Source organism: Agrobacterium larrymoorei, assembly GCF_005145045.1.
Classification (GTDB): domain Bacteria; phylum Pseudomonadota; class Alphaproteobacteria; order Rhizobiales; family Rhizobiaceae; genus Agrobacterium; species Agrobacterium larrymoorei.
In genome coordinates this window covers 980,260-997,521 of record NZ_CP039691.1, presented here as the reverse complement: position 1 = coordinate 997,521, position 17,262 = coordinate 980,260, and the positions used below count along the sequence as shown (strand labels likewise).

Below are 17,262 nucleotides of genomic sequence, written 5' to 3'. Positions count from 1 at the left end.
CGGCTGCTACACCCGAATTGCACGGAACGAATCGCATCAAGGAGACCGGATATGGAACGCCCCGTTTTGCCAAAGGGCCTGCCGGACGACATTGAGGACAAGAAGGCGCTTGCCAAGGCCTGGTTCGAGAGCCTGCGCGACACCATCGTCGCCTCCTTCGAAACCATAGAGGATGAGCTGCAAGGCCCGCTGTCGGATCAGGAGCCTGGTCGCTTCACCCAGAAGGAATGGCTGCGCGACGGTGGCGAAGGCGGTGGCGGCAAGATGTCGATGATGGAAGGCCGCGTGTTCGAAAAGGTCGGCGTTCACACCTCCACCGTCCATGGCGAGTTTTCCGAGGAGTTCCGCCACCAGATCCCCGGCGCGGATGAAGATCCGCGCTTCTGGGCCTCCGGCATTTCTCTCATTGCCCACCCGGTCAATCCCAATGTTCCCGCCGTGCACATGAATACGCGCATGGTCGTCACCTCCAGCCACTGGTTTGGCGGCGGCGCGGACCTGACGCCGGTGCTCAACCGTCGCCGCACCCAGGAAGATCAGGACAGCCAGATTTTCCATCGCGTCTTCGAAATTACCTGCAATCGCCATACGGTGGCGGATTATCCGCGCTACAAGCAATGGTGCGACGAATATTTCTTCCTCAAGCACCGAAACGAGCCCCGCGGCATCGGCGGCATCTTTTTCGACTGGCTGCACCCGGATGAGGAGAAAGGCGACTGGAACGCCAACTTCGCCTTCGTGCAGGATGTCGGTCGCGCCTTCAATCTGGCCTATCCCAAGATCGTGCGCGGCAACTTCAACCAGCCCTGGACGGAAGAGGATCGCGATGAGCAGCTGGTCCGCCGTGGACGCTACGTGGAGTTCAACCTGCTCTACGACCGCGGCACTATTTTCGGCCTGAAAACCGGTGGCAACGTGGACTCGATTCTCTCCTCGCTTCCGCCAGTGGTCCGCTGGCCGTAATACCAAGGCTCAATGATAGGAGCCTTGGTATAAAACATTCTCCAGAAATCACGAAAAGTTTGACTTTCGTCAGCGAGATTCACGATTTTTTGGAAAATTAGCTCTTATGAAATTACAAAGGCAGTGATAGTCTCCAGCCCGTAGATGGACTGGAGGAGCTATCGTCATGATTACTTCGAACAGCATGCCCATTTCTGCGGCTGGCAACACGCAGCCGCACACCTTGCCCACCAATGAACTGATCGACCGACTGGCCACTGAAATGCGGGCCACCGGAGACCGCGAACTGCCATTGTCATTTTATGTCGAACAGGTAAAGCGCAAGCTCGCAACCGAAGCGGCAGCGAATGACGACAAGGCAGATACCGGCTCGCACCCCGCCGCCGCCACGTCTTCCGTTTTCCATTGCTGGGCAATGCCTGAACACAGCTAATAGCTCTGTTGATACGATTTCCAAACGCGCCCCTCCTTATCAGGTCGGGCGCGTTTTTCGTGAGGAACCTATCCCCTCCCCACCCGTTTGAACGACAAGACCGGTCTGCTGCCTGCGGGCCAGCGTCTGCTATTCATACAGGGAGGCTGTTATGAGATTGTTTGAATGTGGAACCCTCGTGCCCGGCTGCGCCTGGCACACCCGCGCAGATGAAGACGCAGAGGTTGTACGCCGCGCAGTAGAGCATATGCGTCAGGCCCATGGAGAAACGCTTATCCGCGAGAATATGGTCGATAATATCAAGGACCGTATTCGGGATGAGAGCCAGGTTCAGGCCTGAGATCGGGCTGAGGTTAGAACCCCTCACTTGCAATTTCTAACACTTAGCTAAAGCTAAGATGTTGAAATTGCTTTGTCTCCCACAGGGGAGAGATACCCACACGCGCCCTCGCGATTAGCCGGACGAAAGCGGTGCGGCACTTCCTCTCCCCTTGTGGGAGAGGATAGAAAACCTCGATCTTCGCAAAGCGAAGTCCTAGGTTTTCTTGGTGAGGGGTCTCAACCCAGACTTAAATCATCCCCTTCAATCGCCCCAAAAGCCCCTCCCGCTCCAGCGCGAAATTCCCCTCCACCCACTTATCCTCAAGCTGCCCGAGTATCTCCCCAACCCTCGGCCCCGGCGTCACACCTGCTGCCAGAACATCCGCCCCGCTCAACGGAAACACCGGTTTGTGAAACCTCTCCGCCCGCGCAAGCAGCGTAGAAAGCCGCGCAATCTTCTGCATCGAAGCCTCACCGCCTGAAACATCCGCCCGCGCGGAACTCAGCGCCAGCCGCAGCCGCATCTTCACGCCCTCCGGGCTCTGCCGATACAGCAGCCGGTCCAGCGCGGTTTCCGCCATGGCAGGGTCGATAGCGGGTGCCTTGGCCCACTGTTCCAGCCGCGACGCCTCGTTCTTCGACATGCGAAGCCGGGTGGCAACCGCCGCAAGGCGCTCCACATCCGGCGGAATGATTGAGGCCAGCCGCAGCATCGCATCGGGCTTCCAGCCCAGCGCCTGCTCCGCCGCCACCAGACCGTGAATTGCGTCGATGCCCCATTTTTCCGTCTCGGGCAGAATTTGCGTCAGCACACCGGCCTGCCGCATCCAGAGAAGCGCGCGCGATGGGTCATCGGCGGAAAGAAGCTTCTTCATCTCGCTCCACACCCGCTCGGCGGAAAGCGTGGAAAGCTTGTCCTTGGCGCGCGCGCTTGCCCGCAAACCATCGGCATCGGGACGGCCAGAGCCATAATAGGCGAAGAAACGGAAGAAGCGTAAGATCCGCAGATAATCTTCGGCAACCCGCGTCGCCGCATCGCCAATGAACCGCACGGTGCGCGTTTCGATATCCGCCAGCCCGCCGATCAGGTCGATGACTTCGCCGGAGGCATCCGCATAAAGCGCATTGATCGTCAGGTCGCGGCGCTCGGCATCTTCTTTCCAGTCGGTGCCGAAAGCCACCTGTGCATGGCGGCCATCGGTCTCCACGTCGCGGCGCAGCGTGGTTACCTCGTAGCCCTCGCCATCGACAACAAGCGTTACCGTGCCATGTTCGATACCGGTCGGCACTGCCTTGATGCCAGCTTCCCTGGCGCGCTCAACCACATCCTGCGGCGGCAGCGTCGTGGCCAGATCGATGTCACCCACGGGCAGGCCCATCAGCGCGTTGCGCACCGCACCGCCCACCACCCGCACTTCACCGCCATCTGCATTCAGAAGCTCGAAAATACGCGTGAGACCGGGTTTGGAAAACCAGCTCTGCCCGGCAATGTTCATGAATAAAACCTCTCGTAAATGCTGCGCACGATGCCCGCCGTAATGCCCCAAATGTAGCGCTCGCCATAGGGCATTTCGTAGAAAAACCGTTCCTTCCCCTGAAACATGCGGCTGCCGCGCCTGTGATTGGCCGGGTCCATCAGGAACGACAGCGGCACTTCGAAAACCTCATCCACTTCGGTTGGGTTCGGCACCAGCGTAAAGCCACGCTTCACCACAGAAAGCACCGGCTTGATGCGAAAGCCCGTGCCGGAAATATAATCCGGCATCCGCCCCACGGTCTCGATGAAGTCCCGCGAAATGCCGATTTCCTCCTCCGTCTCGCGCAGCGCCGCCTCTTCCGGCGAGCGATCTTCCGCGTCGATCCCGCCACCGGGAAAGGAGATTTGGCCGGAATGCTTGCGCAGCGTCGATGTCCGCTGAGTAAAAATCACCCGCGCATCCCGTCCATCCTCGATAACCGGCACCAGCACCGCCGCATCTTTAAGGCGGATACCCTCGCCCGACAGACGAACACCGGGGTTCAGCACATGATCTCCATGGTCCGCATCTTCCCGCTCCGCCACACCTTCGCCGTGCTGGAGGACACGCCGCCGGAAGTCGGCGGCTGAGAAATTCTGGAGGTCATTCGTCGCAGAAAGCATCACCGCAAACCTCCCTCATTCCTGTTCCCCGGATCAAGTCCGAGGGCGTCACAGGAATCCAGCCGGCCCAGTCTTGGGCTGAAAGACTCTTCCCGCCGCGCGGACGCGCGTCGACTAGATTCCTGTGACAAGCACAGGAATGAGGGGCGCTCTATAACTTCTAAAGCAGTTCTCATCTCGACAATTCACTTAATTCATCCGCAGGCATTACCGGAAACACCTCCCCGCCTGATCGAACGGAAAACATCTCCCGGCCATCGATCTCGATAACCTCACCCAATTCCACCAGATCATACATAACAGCACGCGAAACCAACGCCTCCAGCCGCCCGCGCACAAGCAGATAGGGCTTCAGCTCGTCATTGCCATCACCCGTCACAAAACGAAGCGGATGATCGACACCGGCCTCCACCACATCACCAACATTTGTGCGGAAGGTCAAAAGCGGCTCGCCATCCTTCTCGCTCACATTCATCTCCACAGCGATGAAGGGCGCGTCCACAACGCGGATGCCAACCTTTTCCACAGGCGTCACGAGATAGGTCTTGCCGTCCTCATCCTTGCGCAAAACCGTGGAAAACAGGCGCACCAGCGGGGCGCGGCCAATCGGCGTGCCCATGTAGAACCACGTGCCATCCGCCCGGATTTCCATGTCCAGATCACCGCAGAAGGGCGGGTTCCATTTCTCGACAGGGGCAGGTCCCCGGCGTTTTTCACTCGCCTGTTCCCCGGCCTGCTCGCTGGCACGGGAGATGAGCGCGGCAAGCCCCGCCGCGTCTCCCGCTGAATTTATCCTGTCATCTGCCATATTCGAGCCCTGCTTTGCCAATTATTGAATAACTAAGCATGGGTAACGAGATAGTCATTCAAAGGATGCTTGTCAGCCGCCCCAATGGCAATAAGCTATATGCAGCGCGAAATCCGTCCTGTATTCGGTAAGTATCGATAGCGACGGAAACTTCGGCAAGGTCTTGAGGAGAGCGATATGGGCATTATGAATACCAGCGAAACCCTCGACGAAAAGGCGATCATCGCCGCTGCCGAAAAAGCGCTGTCGGATATCGCAGCCATTCGCGGCGAAGTCTCCAAGGTCATCTTCGGTCAGGAAAAAGTGGTGCAGAATACGCTTCTCGCCATCCTGTCCGGCGGCCACGCGCTTCTCGTCGGTGTTCCCGGCCTTGCGAAAACCAAGCTCGTCACCACGCTCGGCACGGTTCTTGGCCTCGATGCCAACCGCATCCAGTTCACCCCGGACCTTATGCCATCGGATATTCTCGGCTCGGAAGTCATGGATCAGGATGAGAGCGGTCGCCGCTCCTTCCGCTTCATCAAGGGCCCGATTTTCGGCCAGCTTCTGATGGCGGATGAAATCAACCGCGCCAGCCCGCGCACGCAGTCTGCACTTTTGCAGGCCATGCAGGAATATCACATCACCGTTGCCGGTCAGCGTTTCGATCTGCCGAAGCCTTTCCATGTTCTGGCAACCCAGAACCCGCTGGAGCAGGAAGGCACCTATCCGCTTCCCGAAGCCCAGCTCGACCGCTTCCTGCTTCAGGTGGATGTCGATTATCCCGATCTTGCCGCCGAACGCCAGATCCTGCTCGACACGACAGGCACCGCATCCGGCGAAGCCCGCAAGATGATCGATGCGGATCGCCTGATGGAAGTCCAGACCCTCATTCGCCAGATGCCTGTCAGCGACAAGGTGGTAGATGCGATCCTGTCTCTCGTCCGCTCCGCACGCCCCGGACAGGGCAACAAACTGACCGATAAGAACGTTGCTTGGGGGCCGGGTCCACGCGCTGGCCAGTCCCTGATGCTGACGGCTCGCGCCCGTGCGCTGTATGAAGGCCGCCTCGCACCGTCACTGGATGATGTCTATGCGCTGGCCGAACCCGTGCTGGAACACCGCATGGCGCTCACCTTCGCGGCCCGTGCGGAAGGCATGTCGGTCCGCGATGTCATCGCCGGTCTCGTGGAACAGGCAAAGCACTAACGCCTTATAGGTCTCGTCAAGCAGACAGGAGCGCATGTGGCATCCATCGGCCAGATCGTAGAGCAGACATCGGGCAGCGAAGTGCTCGCCCGCGCGCGCCAGCGCGCCGCTCTGGTGCCGGATTGCATGGTGGAAGCCAAGCGCATCGCCAACACCGTCACGGCTGGCTGGCATGGCCGCCGCAAGCGCGGCATCGGTGAAAATTTCTGGCAGTTCCGGCCCTATGCGGACGGCGAGAGCCTGTCGCGCATCGATTGGCGGCGCTCCGCCCGCGACGATCATACCTATGTGCGAGACCGTGAGTGGGAAGCCGCGCACACCATCTGGCTCTGGGCTGACCTGTCCCCTTCCATGATGTTCAAATCCACGCTCGGCACCGTCTCGAAGGAAAGCCGCGCGCTTGTCCTCATGCTGGCCCTGGCGGAAATACTCGCCCGCTCCGGCGAGCGCATCGGCTGCCCCGGCATCATGGAGCCGGTTTCCGCCCGCAATGCGGCGGAGCGTCTGGCAACCGCTATCATGCACGCCCCGGCAACCACCGGCCTTCCCGATACGCGCATGATCCGTGGCTCCAGCGATATCGTGCTGATCGGAGATTTTCTCGATGATGCTGCAAGCGTCATGGAGCGATTGACCCCACTCGCCCGCCGTGGCCTTCGCGGCCATGTGGTGGAGATTGCCGACCCGGCGGAAGAAGTCTTCCCCTATAGCGGTCGCACCGAATTCTCGGACCCGGAAACCGGTGAAAAGCTGACCTCGGGCCGCGCCGAAACCATCCGCGATGACTATACGCGCGCCTATTTCGCACGGCGCGAAGCCCTCTCTTCATCACTGCGCCGTCTCGGCTGGAACTTCGTCTTCCACAGAACGGATCATCTGGCCTCCGAAGCGCTGGTCGCAATGCACATGTATCTCTCCGGCGCGCCTGCCGGTGGACGAAACGGAGGCCGCACATGAGCGCGCTGCCTTTCGTCTTCACCAGCCCCTATATTCTGCTTGGCCTGCTTGCACTGCCCGCCATCTGGTGGCTGCTGCGCCTCACGCCGCCGCGCCCGAAGACGGAAGTCTTCCCGCCGCTGCGCATTCTGGCAACGGTTCTGAAGCGTGAGGAAACGCCGTCCAAAAGCCCTTGGTGGCTCACACTTCTGCGTATGTTGCTCGCCGCGGCCGTCATTCTTGCGCTGGCCGATCCCGTCATCAACCCGCGCAACAACACGTTGGCTGGCAACGGCCCGCTGGTGCTGATCGTGGATAATAGCTGGGCTTCCGCGCCGGATTGGGAGCGCCGCGTTCACACCGCAGAAGCCCTGATTGGCGATGCGGAACGCGCCGAGCGCCCCGTGTCCATCGCCTTCACCGCAGATCGTGATCACGATGCCGAGCCCGGCACGACGGCGGCAGCGCTGGAAAAACTCGCCGCCGCCAAGCCGCAGCCGCTGATGCCGGATCGCGTTCGCGCCGCAGAAGCCGTCCATGAAGCCCTGAACGGCACCACCCCCGGCACGCTCGCCTATATCACCGATGGCGTCGCCACGCCGGAAGACCGCGCCGCACTCAGCAATCTTGCCAGCATGCAGGCATCCGAATTCCGCGTCATCGAAGGCGATGGTCAGGCCGTTGCCGCCATTACCGGCGCTGAAAACGGCGCCGAAACCATGACCGTTTCCCTCTCGCGCCTCAAAACCAGCGGCGCTGCGAATTACACCATCAACGCACAGGATAGTCAGGGCCGCATTCTCGCCAGCGATGGCGCCACCTTTGCGCCCGGCGCTGCGGAAACCACCGCTACACTCAGCGCGCCCTTCGAACTGCGCAACGATTTCGCTCGCCTGTCCATCGACCGGCTCGCTACCGCAGGCTCCACCCATCTGCTGGATGATGGCTTCCGCCGCCGTCGCGTCGCACTTCTGGCCGGCGAAACCGGCAATGATTTCCAGCCGCTACTCCAGCCGCTCTATTATATCAGCCGCGCACTTCAGCCCTATGTCGATCTCGTGCCGCAGCGGCAGGCCGATCTCGCCGTCGCCATCCCCGAGCTGCTTCAGTCCAACCCCTCCGTCATCGTCATGGCCGATATCGGTCGTCTGCCGCAGGAAACTTATGCGCCGCTGGAACGCTGGCTATCGCGCGGCGGCACCCTTATCCGCTTCGCAGGCCCACGCCTTGCCGCCGCACCGGCTGAAGACCCGCTTGTGCCCGTCACACTGCGCCAGGGCGAGCGCGCCCTTGGCGGCGCGCTGTCATGGGCAGAACCGCAGCCGCTGGCCGACTTCCCCAAATTCGGCCCGTTCGCAGGCATGCCAACAGCCGAAGGCGTGCACATCAAGCGGCAGGTTCTGGCCGAACCGACGCCGGACCTTGCCGAACGCACATGGGCAAGCCTTGCCGATGGTACGCCGCTCGTCACCACCCGCAATGTCGATGCGGGCCGCATCGTGTTGTTCCATGTCAGCGCCGAAGCCAGCTGGTCCGATTTGCCGATTTCCGGCCATTTCGTGGAAATGCTGCGCCGTATCGTGCAGCTGTCGCAGGTCGGCGGCTCTTCTGCCTCGGCCAACGCTCCTGCCGCGGCACTCCCGCCTTACCGCGTTCTGACCGCCACCGGCTCGCTTTCGCCAGAAATCGGCACCGCCCGCCCGCTGGAAGCACGCCCGGGCCAGAACCCGCTCGCCAGCTTCGATAACCCGCCCGGCCTTTACGGCACGGAATCCGGTTTCGTCGCGCTCAACCTGCTGCCGCCCGGCGCTACGCTACGCCCCATGGATACCGCGCTGGCAGGCACAGCGGTCGCCACGGAAGGCCTCGTCGGCGAAGCGGCAAAGTCGCTGCGCCCTGCCCTCTTCATCGCAGCTTTGCTCATGCTCTTTGCCGATAGCCTCATCATGCTCTTCATGAACGGCGTCTTCTCACGTCTGCCCCGCGCCCGCTCGTCTGCCGCCGCCATCCTCATCGCAGTCGCCAGCGCCTTTGCACTGATGACGCCCAATCCAGTGCAGGCCGATGATACCAGGCCCGGCGATGAAGCCATTCTCAACAGCCTCGACACAACCCACCTCGCCTATGTCCGCACTGGCGAGGACGATGTCGACCGCATTTCCCAGCAGGGCCTGCAGGGCCTGACCGAGTTCCTCACATGGCGCACCACGCTGGAACCCGGCGCGCCGGTTGGGCTCGATATTTCCAAGGACGAGCTGTCCTTCTATCCCATTATCTACTGGCCGATTTCCGCCACGGCCCCCATGCCCTCGACAGCGGCCATCTCCCGCATCGATGCCTATATGCGCGCAGGCGGAACCGTGCTTTTCGATACGCGCGACCAATTCTCCTCGCTCGAAAGCGGCAGCACCAGCGCAAACGGCCAGCGCCTTCAGGAAATTCTCGCCAATGTCGATATTCCGCCGCTGGAACCCGTCCCGCAGGATCACGTCGTCACGCGCTCCTTCTATCTGCTGAACAACTTCCCCGGTCGCTATAATGGCAGCCCGCTCTGGGTCGAATCGCGTCAGGATGCCGCCCGCTCAACCTCCGGCGTGTCGTCGCAGGGCGATGGCGTCTCGCCCATCATCATTACCGGCAATGATTTCGCCGGTGCATGGGCCATTGATGACAATGGCGCACCCGTGCTGCCCACCGTACCGCCGGATGAGGTGCAGCGCGAACACGCCTTCCGTTCCGGCGTCAACATCATGATGTATATGCTGACCGGAAATTATAAGGCCGATCAGGTGCATGTGCCCGATATCCTCCAGAGATTGGGGCAGTAACGCATGAACCTCTCCTTCGCGCCATTCCTTCCTTGGACCGTCCTTGCCGTTCTCGCCGCTGCTGCCCTCATCCTCGCCATCATCGGCCTGCTGCGCGGCGTTCGCGGTGCGTGGTTGCGCGGGCTGGCGCTGGCCGCCTTACTGCTCGCCATCGCAAACCCGCTGCTGACGAATGAAGAGCGCGAGCCACTCTCGACCATCGTCCCCGTCATCGTGGATCGTTCGCAAAGTCAGGACGTACAGCAACGTCATGAGCAGACCGATCAGGCACTGGCAACGCTGCGCGAACGCCTCGCTCGTTTCCCGCGCATCGAGCCGCGCGTCGTGGAAGTGGAGAACGATCCCAACAGCGATTCCCCTGCTACCAACCTCTTCTCCAGCCTTGCCGCAGCCGTCTCGGATGTCTCACCCTCACGCGTCGGCGGCGCGATTTTCCTCAGCGACGGCCAGATCCACGATATTCCCAACGCCACGCCAAATATCGAACAGACCCTCGGCTTCAAAGCCCCCGTGCACGGCCTCATAACAGGCCGCGCCGATGAGTTCGATCGTCGCATCGAGGTCGTCCGTGCCCCCCGCTTCGGCATCGTCAATGAAGAACAGCAGCTGACGCTGCGCGTCTTCGATGAGGGCCGCACGCAGAGCGGATCGGCCAACGTCACCGTCAAGATGAACGGTCAGGAAATTGCCAATCTGCAAGCCGTTCCGGGTCGCCCCATCCCGTTCAGTTTCAAGGTGCCACGTGGCGGCAACAACGTCATGGAATTTTCCGTGGCGGAGCTTCCGGGCGAAGTCACCACAGCCAACAACCGCGCCGTCCACGTCATCGAAGGCATCCGCCAGAACCTGCGCGTGCTGCTGGTTTCCGGAGAGCCCCATGCCGGTGAACGCGCATGGCGCAACCTGCTGAAATCCGACACCTCGGTCGATCTGGTGCACTTCACCATTCTGCGCCCGCCGGAAAAGCAGGATGGCACGCCGATCAACGAGTTGTCGCTGATCGCCTTCCCGACGCGCGAACTCTTCGTTGAAAAAATCAATGATTTCGACTTGATCATCTTCGACCGCTACCAGCATCGCGGCGTGCTGCCGATCCTCTATTACGATTACATCGCCCAATATGTCGAAAAAGGCGGCGCGCTTTTGATTGCCGCTGGCCCCGAACATGCGGGCCAAGACTCCATTGCCATGACGCCGCTCGCCTCTGTCCTGCCAGCGCAGCCGACCGGCCAGATGAACCAGGCGCCCTTCTACCCGCGCCTTTCGGATGCCGGAAAGAAGCATCCCGTCACGCGCGGGCTGGAAGGTTCCGGCGATGAGCCGCCCCATTGGGGCCGCTGGTTCCGCACCGTCGGCGTCGAGCAGCCGCAGGGGCAGACGGTCATGCTCGGTGCAGGTCAGGACCCGTTGCTGGTGCTGAACCGACAGGGCGAAGGCCGCGTTGCCATGCTGCTTTCCGATCAGGGCTGGCTCTGGGCCCGCGGCTTCGAAGGCGGCGGCCCGCATGTGGCACTCTATCGCCGCATTGCCCACTGGCTGATGAAGGAACCGGAACTAGAAGAAGAAGCACTCACAGCGCGCGCCAATGGCCGCATGCTGGAAGTGACCCGCCAGACCATCGGCGACAACCCCGGCAACGCCACGGTGAAATTCCCCTCCGGCAAAACGGAGACCATGAATTTCACGCAGACCGAACCCGGCCTCTACAAGATCGAGCGCCGCATGGACGAAACCGGGCTCTACGAAATCGCCAATGGCGAATTCACCACGCTGGTCCATGTCGGCGCGGTCGATGCGCCGGAATTCAAGGCGATGATCTCCACGACGGATACGCTCAAACCCGTGACCGACGCGACGCGCGGCAGCATCCACCGCGTGGTCAACGACAATGGCAGCGTCGTGCTACCGGATATTCTGCCCGTTCGCGGCGATGTCCGCGTGGCAGACAATGACCGCATGCTGATCCGCCTCACCGATGAAACCGTCCTGAAAGGCGTCAACACCCTGCCACTCTTCGCCGGTTTCGCAGGCCTCGCCGCCCTGCTGCTCGCCTTCTCCGCGCTCTGGTGGCGTGAGGGCCGTTGAGCATGAACTATGAGATCGAACTCAGCGATGGCACGGATGAGGATGCGAAAGCCGCGATCTTCAACGGACTCAAGAGCTATAATACCAACCGCTTCGGCCCCGCCGAATGGAAGGACCTCGTTATCGCGCTGAGAAATGATGACGGCCAGGTCATCGGCGGCCTTTCAGGCCACACAGCGCGCGGCTGGCTCTACACCGCCCTCCTCTTCATCCCCGAGGAACTTCGCGGCCAAGGGCTCGGCCCAAAGCTGCTCGGCATGGCGGAAGATGAAGCCCGCAAACGCGGCTGCAAGGGCGCCTATATCGACACCATGAACCCGGAAGCGCTCGCCCTTTATCAAAAATGCGGGTATACGACATTTGGCCAGATTGAAGATATCAACGATGGTTTCGCTCTGACCTATTTGAAGAAATCACTTATTTGAGATTGTTTTTCAGCGAGGCTCCAAAATGACCCAAGCCGAGATTGCCGCGGCAGACAAGGTGAAAGCCGATATAGCGGCTGGCCGTGATGAACTTGTTCCGTCTGAAATCGTGGAACGTCTCATCTCCGGCGAAAACCCGGTGAAGGTTTGGCGCTCTCATCGTGGTCTATCGGCAACAGCCCTCGCCGCCAAAGCCGGGATCAGCGCGCCTTACCTCTCGGAAATCGAGGGTGGCAAGAAGGAAGGCAGTCTTTCCGTCATGAAGAAGATCGCCGAAGTCTTGAATGTCGACCTCGACGATCTCGTGTAAAGCAATTTAGGACAACGCCACCTGCCGCGTCTCGGCATTGATCATGCTCGCAGCAATCGCCGCGATCACCAGCAGACCGGCAAAAATTCCCACCGCGAAACCAAAGCCCTGCGCGATGGCATAACCCAGCAGCGACGGCGCCAGCAGGCCGCCGAGGCGGGCCATGGCACCCGCTGCACCCATGCCGGTCGCGCGAGATTCGGTGGGGTAAAGCTCTGGTGTATAGGCATAAAGCGCGCCCCATGTGCCGAGCAATGCAAAGCTCATGAGCAGCAGCGAGGTTGCAATAAGCGCACCGCTACCAGCCAGCGTGAAGAGCAGGCATCCCAGAGCGGAAAGCAGGCAGAAGCCGACGAGCGTCGGTTTACGCCCCCATTTTTCCACGCCGTAAGCGGCAAGTGCATAGCCCGGAATCTGCGCAAGGGCCACGAGGACGAGGAAACCATAACCGCGCACGAAGCCGAAGCCATCCCCCGCGAGCTTTGCTGGCATCCATGTGAAGACGCCGTAATAAGAGACGGAAACGAGGAACCAGATTGCCAGAACCATGATGCTGCGCTGGCGTAGCGCCGGTGAGAATATGCCCTGCCCCTTGGCTCCATTGGCATTGGCAAGCCCGGTTTTCGCGTCCAGCGTTGCCCGGCCATTTACGCGCAGCATGGTGTTCACCACCACCTTGGCCTCATCCGAGCGTCCATTCTTCAAAAGATAAAGTGGCGATTCCGGCACCATGAAACGCAGGCCGATACCGATCAGCGCCGGAAAAGCGGTGACGGCGAAAATGTAGCGCCACGCATCCTGCACGCCGGAAAGGCTTGCACCCCAGGCCGCAAGTGCCACCACCAGTGTTCCCACGGCCCAGAAGCCTTCGAGAATGACGAGCCAGCGACCGCGGTTCTTTGCAGGCAGAAACTCCGCCATCATCGCATAATCCACCGGCAGCGTGCCGCCCACGGCAGCGCCGGTCAAAAAGCGAAGTACCAGCAGAATGCCGAAGCTGGGCGCGAAGATAGACAGCACGCCGAACACGGCATCGCAGGCAACGGTCACGATCAACACGCGCCGACGCCCGTAGCGGTCCGCAAGACGCCCGAATCCAGCGGCACCTAAAAGCATGCCGAAGAAAAAGGCCGTGCCCGTCTGCAAGGCCTGCGGCACCGTCAACCCAAAGGTGGCGGCAATTGAGGCGGCGGTGAAGCCGACAGCCAGAACCTGCATGGCATCTGCCGCCCAGACAAGACCGAAAATTCCCATCAACCGTCGCTGATAGGCACCCGCACCTGCGCGATCCAGCGCATCATTCATTGTGATTGCAGTCATTCTCGCTCCCCTTGAGAAATCAACCTGTGCCACTGCTGCGGCACAAGTGCTAGGAGCCTTGAGAGGATGCTGTCAAGCCTTGTTTACAAGGCTTTTGTCAGCTGGCCGCCAGTAAAATCGGTTCAAAAGCGATTTCCTGCGTGTCGCCAACAGATAAAGCGATGTCGCACTGGCGCCATCCGATAACGCCCCTCAACCGGGCATGCACATCCTCACCCAAGGGAACAACGAGAACGCGATTCATATCGACCGGGCCGGGAAAATCCAGCGCGCCATAAGCAACCTTCTCGAAGCCGAGCGGGATGTAATAAGGCGGATCGCCGATCAGGATCACCGCTTCCGAGCCCTTGCGCTTCGCAGCCGCAATCGCAATCCGCACCAGTTCCCGCCCAATGCCCATATTCTTGTGTGAAGGCCGCACGGCCAGCGGCCCAAGCATATGGCCCTTCACGCCACCCGCCAGAACCGGCGTCATGCGCACGGATGCAATCGTCTCGCCATCATCCGCGCAGATGTAGGAGAGCGAACGATCATGCGGCCCCTGCTCGCGAATGCGCGCTGCGGCACGCGTATGCCGACCGGGACCGAAGGCTTCTTCATTGATGAGTTCGATAACGGCGTCATGCGACGCGTCTTCGGTAAGGTAGACAAGTTCGTGCTTGGACATGAGGAGACCGGAACGTTGGATACGGACATGACGATATGCGACGGTGCACCTGACATTGCCTGACAGGGCTTATAAGAGCGTCAGCGTCGTCGGAGCGTCCGTGGTGCGGTCATAGATCAGAATTTCCTCAGAATTGTGAAAATCGCAGATATCAGGAAAATCCTGAACCGTAAAGAACAAAACGTCCCTCCGCAGCATTCACGGACGAAGAACGCATTGTTCATCAATGGCAGGGTTCGCTTTAGCAAAGCCCTGCCCTAGATTGAGCAAGGTACATTAAGGAGATGGCAGATGGGTATGCTGGTTGAAGGCGTTTGGAAGGATGTTTGGTACGATACCAAGGAGACCAAAGGTCACTTCAAGCGCAGCGCCTCCCAGTTTCGCAACTGGGTGACCGCGGATGGCGAGCCCGGCCCCTCCGGCAATGGCGGCTTCAAAGCGGAGAAAGACCGCTATCATCTCTATGTTTCACTCGCCTGCCCATGGGCGCACCGCACGCTGATCTTCCGCAAGCTGAAGAAGCTGGATGACCTCATCTCGGTCTCGGTGGTCGATCCGCTGATGCTGGAAAACGGCTGGGAATTCAGACCGGATGAGGAACGCACACCGGGCGCGACGGAAGACCACCTCTTCGGCTCCTCCGCTCTCTGGCAGGTCTATACCAAGGCAGATCCGAAATACTCAGGCCGCGTGACCGTGCCCGTGTTGTGGGACAAGCAGCAGAACACCATCGTCTCCAATGAATCGGCGGAAATCATCCGCATGTTCAACAGCGCCTTCAACGGCCTGACGGGATCGGAAACGGATTACTACCCGGAGCCACGCCGCACCGAAATCGACAAGCTGAATGACCTGATCTACGACACGGTCAATAACGGCGTCTACAAGGCGGGCTTTGCCACGACGCAGGAAGCCTATCAGGAAAACGCGATCAAGGTCTTCGAAACGCTGGATATTCTGGAAGAGCGACTCGAAAAACAGCGCTTCCTTCTGGGTGCTGAACAGACGGAAGCCGACTGGCGGCTATTCACCACGCTCGTTCGTTTCGATCCGGTCTATGTCGGCCACTTCAAATGCAACATCCGTCGCATTCACGATTACCCCAACCTGACCGGCTATCTGCGAGATCTCTTCCAGACGCCCGGCGTGCCGGAGACGGTGGATATGCGCCACATCAAGGAGCATTATTACCGCAGCCACAAGACCATCAATCCCACCGGCATTGTTCCGGTCGGGCCGGAGCTTGAGCTGGAAAAGGCGCATGACCGCGCGCGACTTGGTTGATATCAGACTTACCAGTAATCGTCGGGCGAAACCTCGCCCGCCAGTTCCGCAAGCCGCCTGCGCGTGGCTGCCGTCGTGCCTTCCGGCAGGGCATCGAGGGCAAAGAACCCGCTTTCGCTGATCTCACGGTCGGGCGCTTTGATTGCCATCTGCCGCACATCAAGGCGATAGAACAGCACGTGGTCACGGTCGCTGGTGCGATTGTTGAAGTAAACGTGGAAGAGTTGCGGCGTAGAGGTCGCAACGAGATTGCCCTCCTCCCGAATTTCCTTGTGCAGCGCCTGAAGCCCGGTTTCCTGCCGCTCCACCCCGCCGCCCGGCATATGCCAGCCAGGAACGTAGGTGTGGCGCACCAGAAAAACCCTGCCCGCCTCATCGAAACAGGCCGCCCGCACCCCAAGCGTCATGCCCCTTCGCATGAAGAAGAACAGGTGCAGAATGCGTTTTGCGACTTTCGCAAATATCCGCCGGAACCCTTGGCCCCATTCACTGTTTTCACCCAATGCTCAACTCTCCTTTATCCCATTGAAAAATCGGGGTTTCGCATTGGACGCTCACTGCATGATACGTTATGGCTGGATGCATGTTTAAGCTCGCACATATATCCGATATCCACCTTGGCCCGCTACCGAAGCTCACCTTCCGCGAGCTTGCATCGAAACGCATCACCGGCTTTGTGAACTGGCGGCTCAATCGCCGCAAGCACCTTTTCACCGATACACTCGAAAAGCTGCTGGACGATATGGAAAGCAAGGTGCCTGACCACACCGCGATCACCGGCGATCTGGTCAATCTGGCCACCGGCATCGAAATCCGCGCCGCCGCCGACTGGCTGGAAGAGGTTGGCGATCCGCTGAAGGTCTCAGTCGTGCCCGGCAATCACGATGCCTATGTTCCCGGCGCACACGATAAGGCTATGGCCGCCTGGTACCCTTACGTGCGCGGCGATGGTGACGAAGATCATTGGGACGAAGACCGCAAGATTTTCCCTTATATGCGCGTCCGTGGCCCCGTAGCGCTGATCGGCTGCTCCACATCCATCGCGACCCCGCCCTTTTCCGCCACCGGCTATTTCGGTCGCCGTCAGGCCCGCGCCACCGCAGACCTGCTGAAGAAGGCGGGCGAACAAGGCCTGTTCCGCGTGGTCATGATCCACCACCCCCCGATCCGCGGTGCCGCCGCCACCCACAAACGCATGATCGGCATCCGCCGCTTCGCCGCAGCCATGGGCACGGGCGGCGCGGAACTCGTGCTGCACGGCCACACGCATCTCAACACGGTCTATTGGCTAAACACCCATCGCGGCCAGGACCACATCCCCGTCGTCGGCATAGCCTCTGCCAGCCAGGGCCCCGGCGGCGCAAAGCCCCGCGCCGGCTACAACCTCTTCCACATCTCCGGCAGCCCCGGCAGCTGGAACGTTACCTGCGAACGCTTCAGCCTAAACGAAAAGGCCACCGGCATGGAGTTGGAAGACGTCCGCGTTTTCTATGACAATGGTAGGCCGCTTGGTTTCGGTAATCCTGTGGAGCAGGCGCCGGAGGAGTGACTGGA

17 protein-coding genes are annotated in these 17,262 nt (G+C 60.5%); 11 read left to right on the top strand and 6 right to left on the bottom strand.

From position 1 onward, the window contains the following. Nucleotides 1–51 precede the first annotated feature (51 nt). From hemF to CFBP5473_RS04680, 3 genes are all read left to right on the top strand, one after another. Entirely contained in the window at nt 52–963 is a 912-nt protein-coding gene (gene hemF / locus CFBP5473_RS04690; RefSeq protein WP_027674228.1) for an oxygen-dependent coproporphyrinogen oxidase, read from the top strand. A 166-nt stretch (nt 964–1,129) separates the two neighbouring features. Then, the gene (locus tag CFBP5473_RS04685; protein ID WP_027674227.1) at nt 1,130–1,396 is read left to right on the top strand and encodes a hypothetical protein; all 267 of its coding nucleotides are present in this window, start codon (nt 1,130–1,132) and stop codon (nt 1,394–1,396) included. A gap of 151 nt (nt 1,397–1,547) precedes the next feature. Continuing rightward, the gene (locus CFBP5473_RS04680; protein WP_027674226.1) at nt 1,548–1,736 is read left to right on the top strand and encodes a DUF1059 domain-containing protein; all 189 of its coding nucleotides are present in this window, start codon (nt 1,548–1,550) and stop codon (nt 1,734–1,736) included. A gap of 229 nt (nt 1,737–1,965) precedes the next feature. Here CFBP5473_RS04680 and CFBP5473_RS04675 read toward each other — a convergent pair whose 3' ends face one another. From CFBP5473_RS04675 to CFBP5473_RS04665, 3 genes are all read right to left on the bottom strand, one after another. After that, nucleotides 1,966–3,213 carry a CCA tRNA nucleotidyltransferase gene (locus CFBP5473_RS04675; protein ID WP_027674225.1) on the bottom strand — a complete coding sequence of 416 codons (1,248 nt, stop codon included), beginning with the start codon at nt 3,211–3,213 and terminating at the stop codon, nt 1,966–1,968. Next, the gene (locus tag CFBP5473_RS04670) at nt 3,210–3,857 is read right to left on the bottom strand and encodes an NUDIX hydrolase (RefSeq protein ID WP_027674224.1); all 648 of its coding nucleotides are present in this window, start codon (nt 3,855–3,857) and stop codon (nt 3,210–3,212) included. The genes CFBP5473_RS04675 and CFBP5473_RS04670 overlap by 4 nt, the downstream gene beginning before the upstream one ends. 172 nt (nt 3,858–4,029) lie before the next feature. Beyond that, nucleotides 4,030–4,665 (bottom strand): DUF1285 domain-containing protein, encoded by a 636-nt coding sequence (locus CFBP5473_RS04665; RefSeq protein WP_027674223.1) that lies wholly within the window; start codon nt 4,663–4,665, stop codon nt 4,030–4,032. Between the two features lie 177 nt (nt 4,666–4,842). Here CFBP5473_RS04665 and CFBP5473_RS04660 point away from each other — a divergent pair, with 177 nt between their 5' ends. From CFBP5473_RS04660 to CFBP5473_RS04635, 6 genes are read left to right on the top strand one after another with little or no spacing between them, the layout of a single operon-like run. Further along, a complete protein-coding gene (locus tag CFBP5473_RS04660) occupies nt 4,843–5,853 on the top strand; it encodes an AAA family ATPase (protein WP_027674222.1) in 1,011 nt (336 codons plus the stop codon). Nucleotides 5,854–5,889: 36 nt separating this feature from the next. Beyond that, nucleotides 5,890–6,810, top strand: coding sequence for a DUF58 domain-containing protein (locus CFBP5473_RS04655; protein ID WP_027674221.1), 921 nt, complete (start codon nt 5,890–5,892; stop codon nt 6,808–6,810). Then, nucleotides 6,807–9,617 carry a DUF4159 domain-containing protein gene (locus CFBP5473_RS04650; RefSeq protein WP_027674220.1) on the top strand — a complete coding sequence of 937 codons (2,811 nt, stop codon included), beginning with the start codon at nt 6,807–6,809 and terminating at the stop codon, nt 9,615–9,617. The genes CFBP5473_RS04655 and CFBP5473_RS04650 overlap by 4 nt, the downstream gene beginning before the upstream one ends. Before the next feature lie 3 nt (nt 9,618–9,620). Next, nucleotides 9,621–11,702: a membrane protein gene (locus tag CFBP5473_RS04645; RefSeq protein WP_027674219.1), complete on the top strand. Its 2,082-nt coding sequence runs from the start codon at nt 9,621–9,623 to the stop codon at nt 11,700–11,702. A 2-nt stretch (nt 11,703–11,704) separates the two neighbouring features. Continuing rightward, complete coding sequence (locus CFBP5473_RS04640) at nt 11,705–12,127, top strand: GNAT family N-acetyltransferase (protein ID WP_027674218.1); 423 nt, start codon at nt 11,705–11,707, stop codon at nt 12,125–12,127. Nucleotides 12,128–12,152: 25 nt separating this feature from the next. Continuing rightward, nucleotides 12,153–12,437: a helix-turn-helix domain-containing protein gene (locus CFBP5473_RS04635; protein WP_037170767.1), complete on the top strand. Its 285-nt coding sequence runs from the start codon at nt 12,153–12,155 to the stop codon at nt 12,435–12,437. Between the two features lie 6 nt (nt 12,438–12,443). Here CFBP5473_RS04635 and CFBP5473_RS04630 read toward each other — a convergent pair whose 3' ends face one another. Both CFBP5473_RS04630 and CFBP5473_RS04625 read right to left on the bottom strand, forming a co-directional pair. Then, a complete protein-coding gene (locus tag CFBP5473_RS04630) occupies nt 12,444–13,757 on the bottom strand; it encodes an MFS transporter (protein WP_027674217.1) in 1,314 nt (437 codons plus the stop codon). 97 nt (nt 13,758–13,854) lie between these two features. Next, nucleotides 13,855–14,424, bottom strand: a complete 570-nt coding sequence (locus tag CFBP5473_RS04625) for a GNAT family N-acetyltransferase (RefSeq protein ID WP_037170766.1) — start codon at nt 14,422–14,424, stop codon at nt 13,855–13,857. A gap of 291 nt (nt 14,425–14,715) precedes the next feature. Between CFBP5473_RS04625 and CFBP5473_RS04620 the strand changes: the two genes are divergently transcribed. Next, the gene (locus CFBP5473_RS04620; protein WP_027674216.1) at nt 14,716–15,708 is read left to right on the top strand and encodes a glutathione S-transferase family protein; all 993 of its coding nucleotides are present in this window, start codon (nt 14,716–14,718) and stop codon (nt 15,706–15,708) included. Between the two features lie 8 nt (nt 15,709–15,716). Here CFBP5473_RS04620 and CFBP5473_RS04615 read toward each other — a convergent pair whose 3' ends face one another. Then, complete coding sequence (locus tag CFBP5473_RS04615) at nt 15,717–16,127, bottom strand: NUDIX domain-containing protein (RefSeq protein WP_084631527.1); 411 nt, start codon at nt 16,125–16,127, stop codon at nt 15,717–15,719. A gap of 164 nt (nt 16,128–16,291) precedes the next feature. Between CFBP5473_RS04615 and CFBP5473_RS04610 the strand changes: the two genes are divergently transcribed. Further along, nucleotides 16,292–17,257, top strand: coding sequence for a metallophosphoesterase family protein (locus CFBP5473_RS04610; protein ID WP_027674214.1), 966 nt, complete (start codon nt 16,292–16,294; stop codon nt 17,255–17,257). Nucleotides 17,258–17,262 lie beyond the last annotated feature (5 nt).

Coding starts and splice junctions, on each gene's coding strand:
- hemF (WP_027674228.1), top strand. CDS start 52: ATGGAACGCCCCGTTTTGCCAAAGGGCCTGCCGGACGACATTGAGGAC.
- CFBP5473_RS04685 (WP_027674227.1), top strand. CDS start 1,130: ATGATTACTTCGAACAGCATGCCCATTTCTGCGGCTGGCAACACGCAG.
- CFBP5473_RS04680 (WP_027674226.1), top strand. CDS start 1,548: ATGAGATTGTTTGAATGTGGAACCCTCGTGCCCGGCTGCGCCTGGCAC.
- CFBP5473_RS04675 (WP_027674225.1), bottom strand. CDS start 3,213: ATGAACATTGCCGGGCAGAGCTGGTTTTCCAAACCCGGTCTCACGCGT.
- CFBP5473_RS04670 (WP_027674224.1), bottom strand. CDS start 3,857: ATGCTTTCTGCGACGAATGACCTCCAGAATTTCTCAGCCGCCGACTTC.
- CFBP5473_RS04665 (WP_027674223.1), bottom strand. CDS start 4,665: ATGGCAGATGACAGGATAAATTCAGCGGGAGACGCGGCGGGGCTTGCC.
- CFBP5473_RS04660 (WP_027674222.1), top strand. CDS start 4,843: ATGGGCATTATGAATACCAGCGAAACCCTCGACGAAAAGGCGATCATC.
- CFBP5473_RS04650 (WP_027674220.1), top strand. CDS start 6,807: ATGAGCGCGCTGCCTTTCGTCTTCACCAGCCCCTATATTCTGCTTGGC.
- CFBP5473_RS04645 (WP_027674219.1), top strand. CDS start 9,621: ATGAACCTCTCCTTCGCGCCATTCCTTCCTTGGACCGTCCTTGCCGTT.
- CFBP5473_RS04640 (WP_027674218.1), top strand. CDS start 11,705: ATGAACTATGAGATCGAACTCAGCGATGGCACGGATGAGGATGCGAAA.
- CFBP5473_RS04635 (WP_037170767.1), top strand. CDS start 12,153: ATGACCCAAGCCGAGATTGCCGCGGCAGACAAGGTGAAAGCCGATATA.
- CFBP5473_RS04630 (WP_027674217.1), bottom strand. CDS start 13,757: ATGACTGCAATCACAATGAATGATGCGCTGGATCGCGCAGGTGCGGGT.
- CFBP5473_RS04625 (WP_037170766.1), bottom strand. CDS start 14,424: ATGTCCAAGCACGAACTTGTCTACCTTACCGAAGACGCGTCGCATGAC.
- CFBP5473_RS04620 (WP_027674216.1), top strand. CDS start 14,716: ATGGGTATGCTGGTTGAAGGCGTTTGGAAGGATGTTTGGTACGATACC.
- CFBP5473_RS04615 (WP_084631527.1), bottom strand. CDS start 16,127: ATGCGAAGGGGCATGACGCTTGGGGTGCGGGCGGCCTGTTTCGATGAG.
- CFBP5473_RS04610 (WP_027674214.1), top strand. CDS start 16,292: ATGTTTAAGCTCGCACATATATCCGATATCCACCTTGGCCCGCTACCG.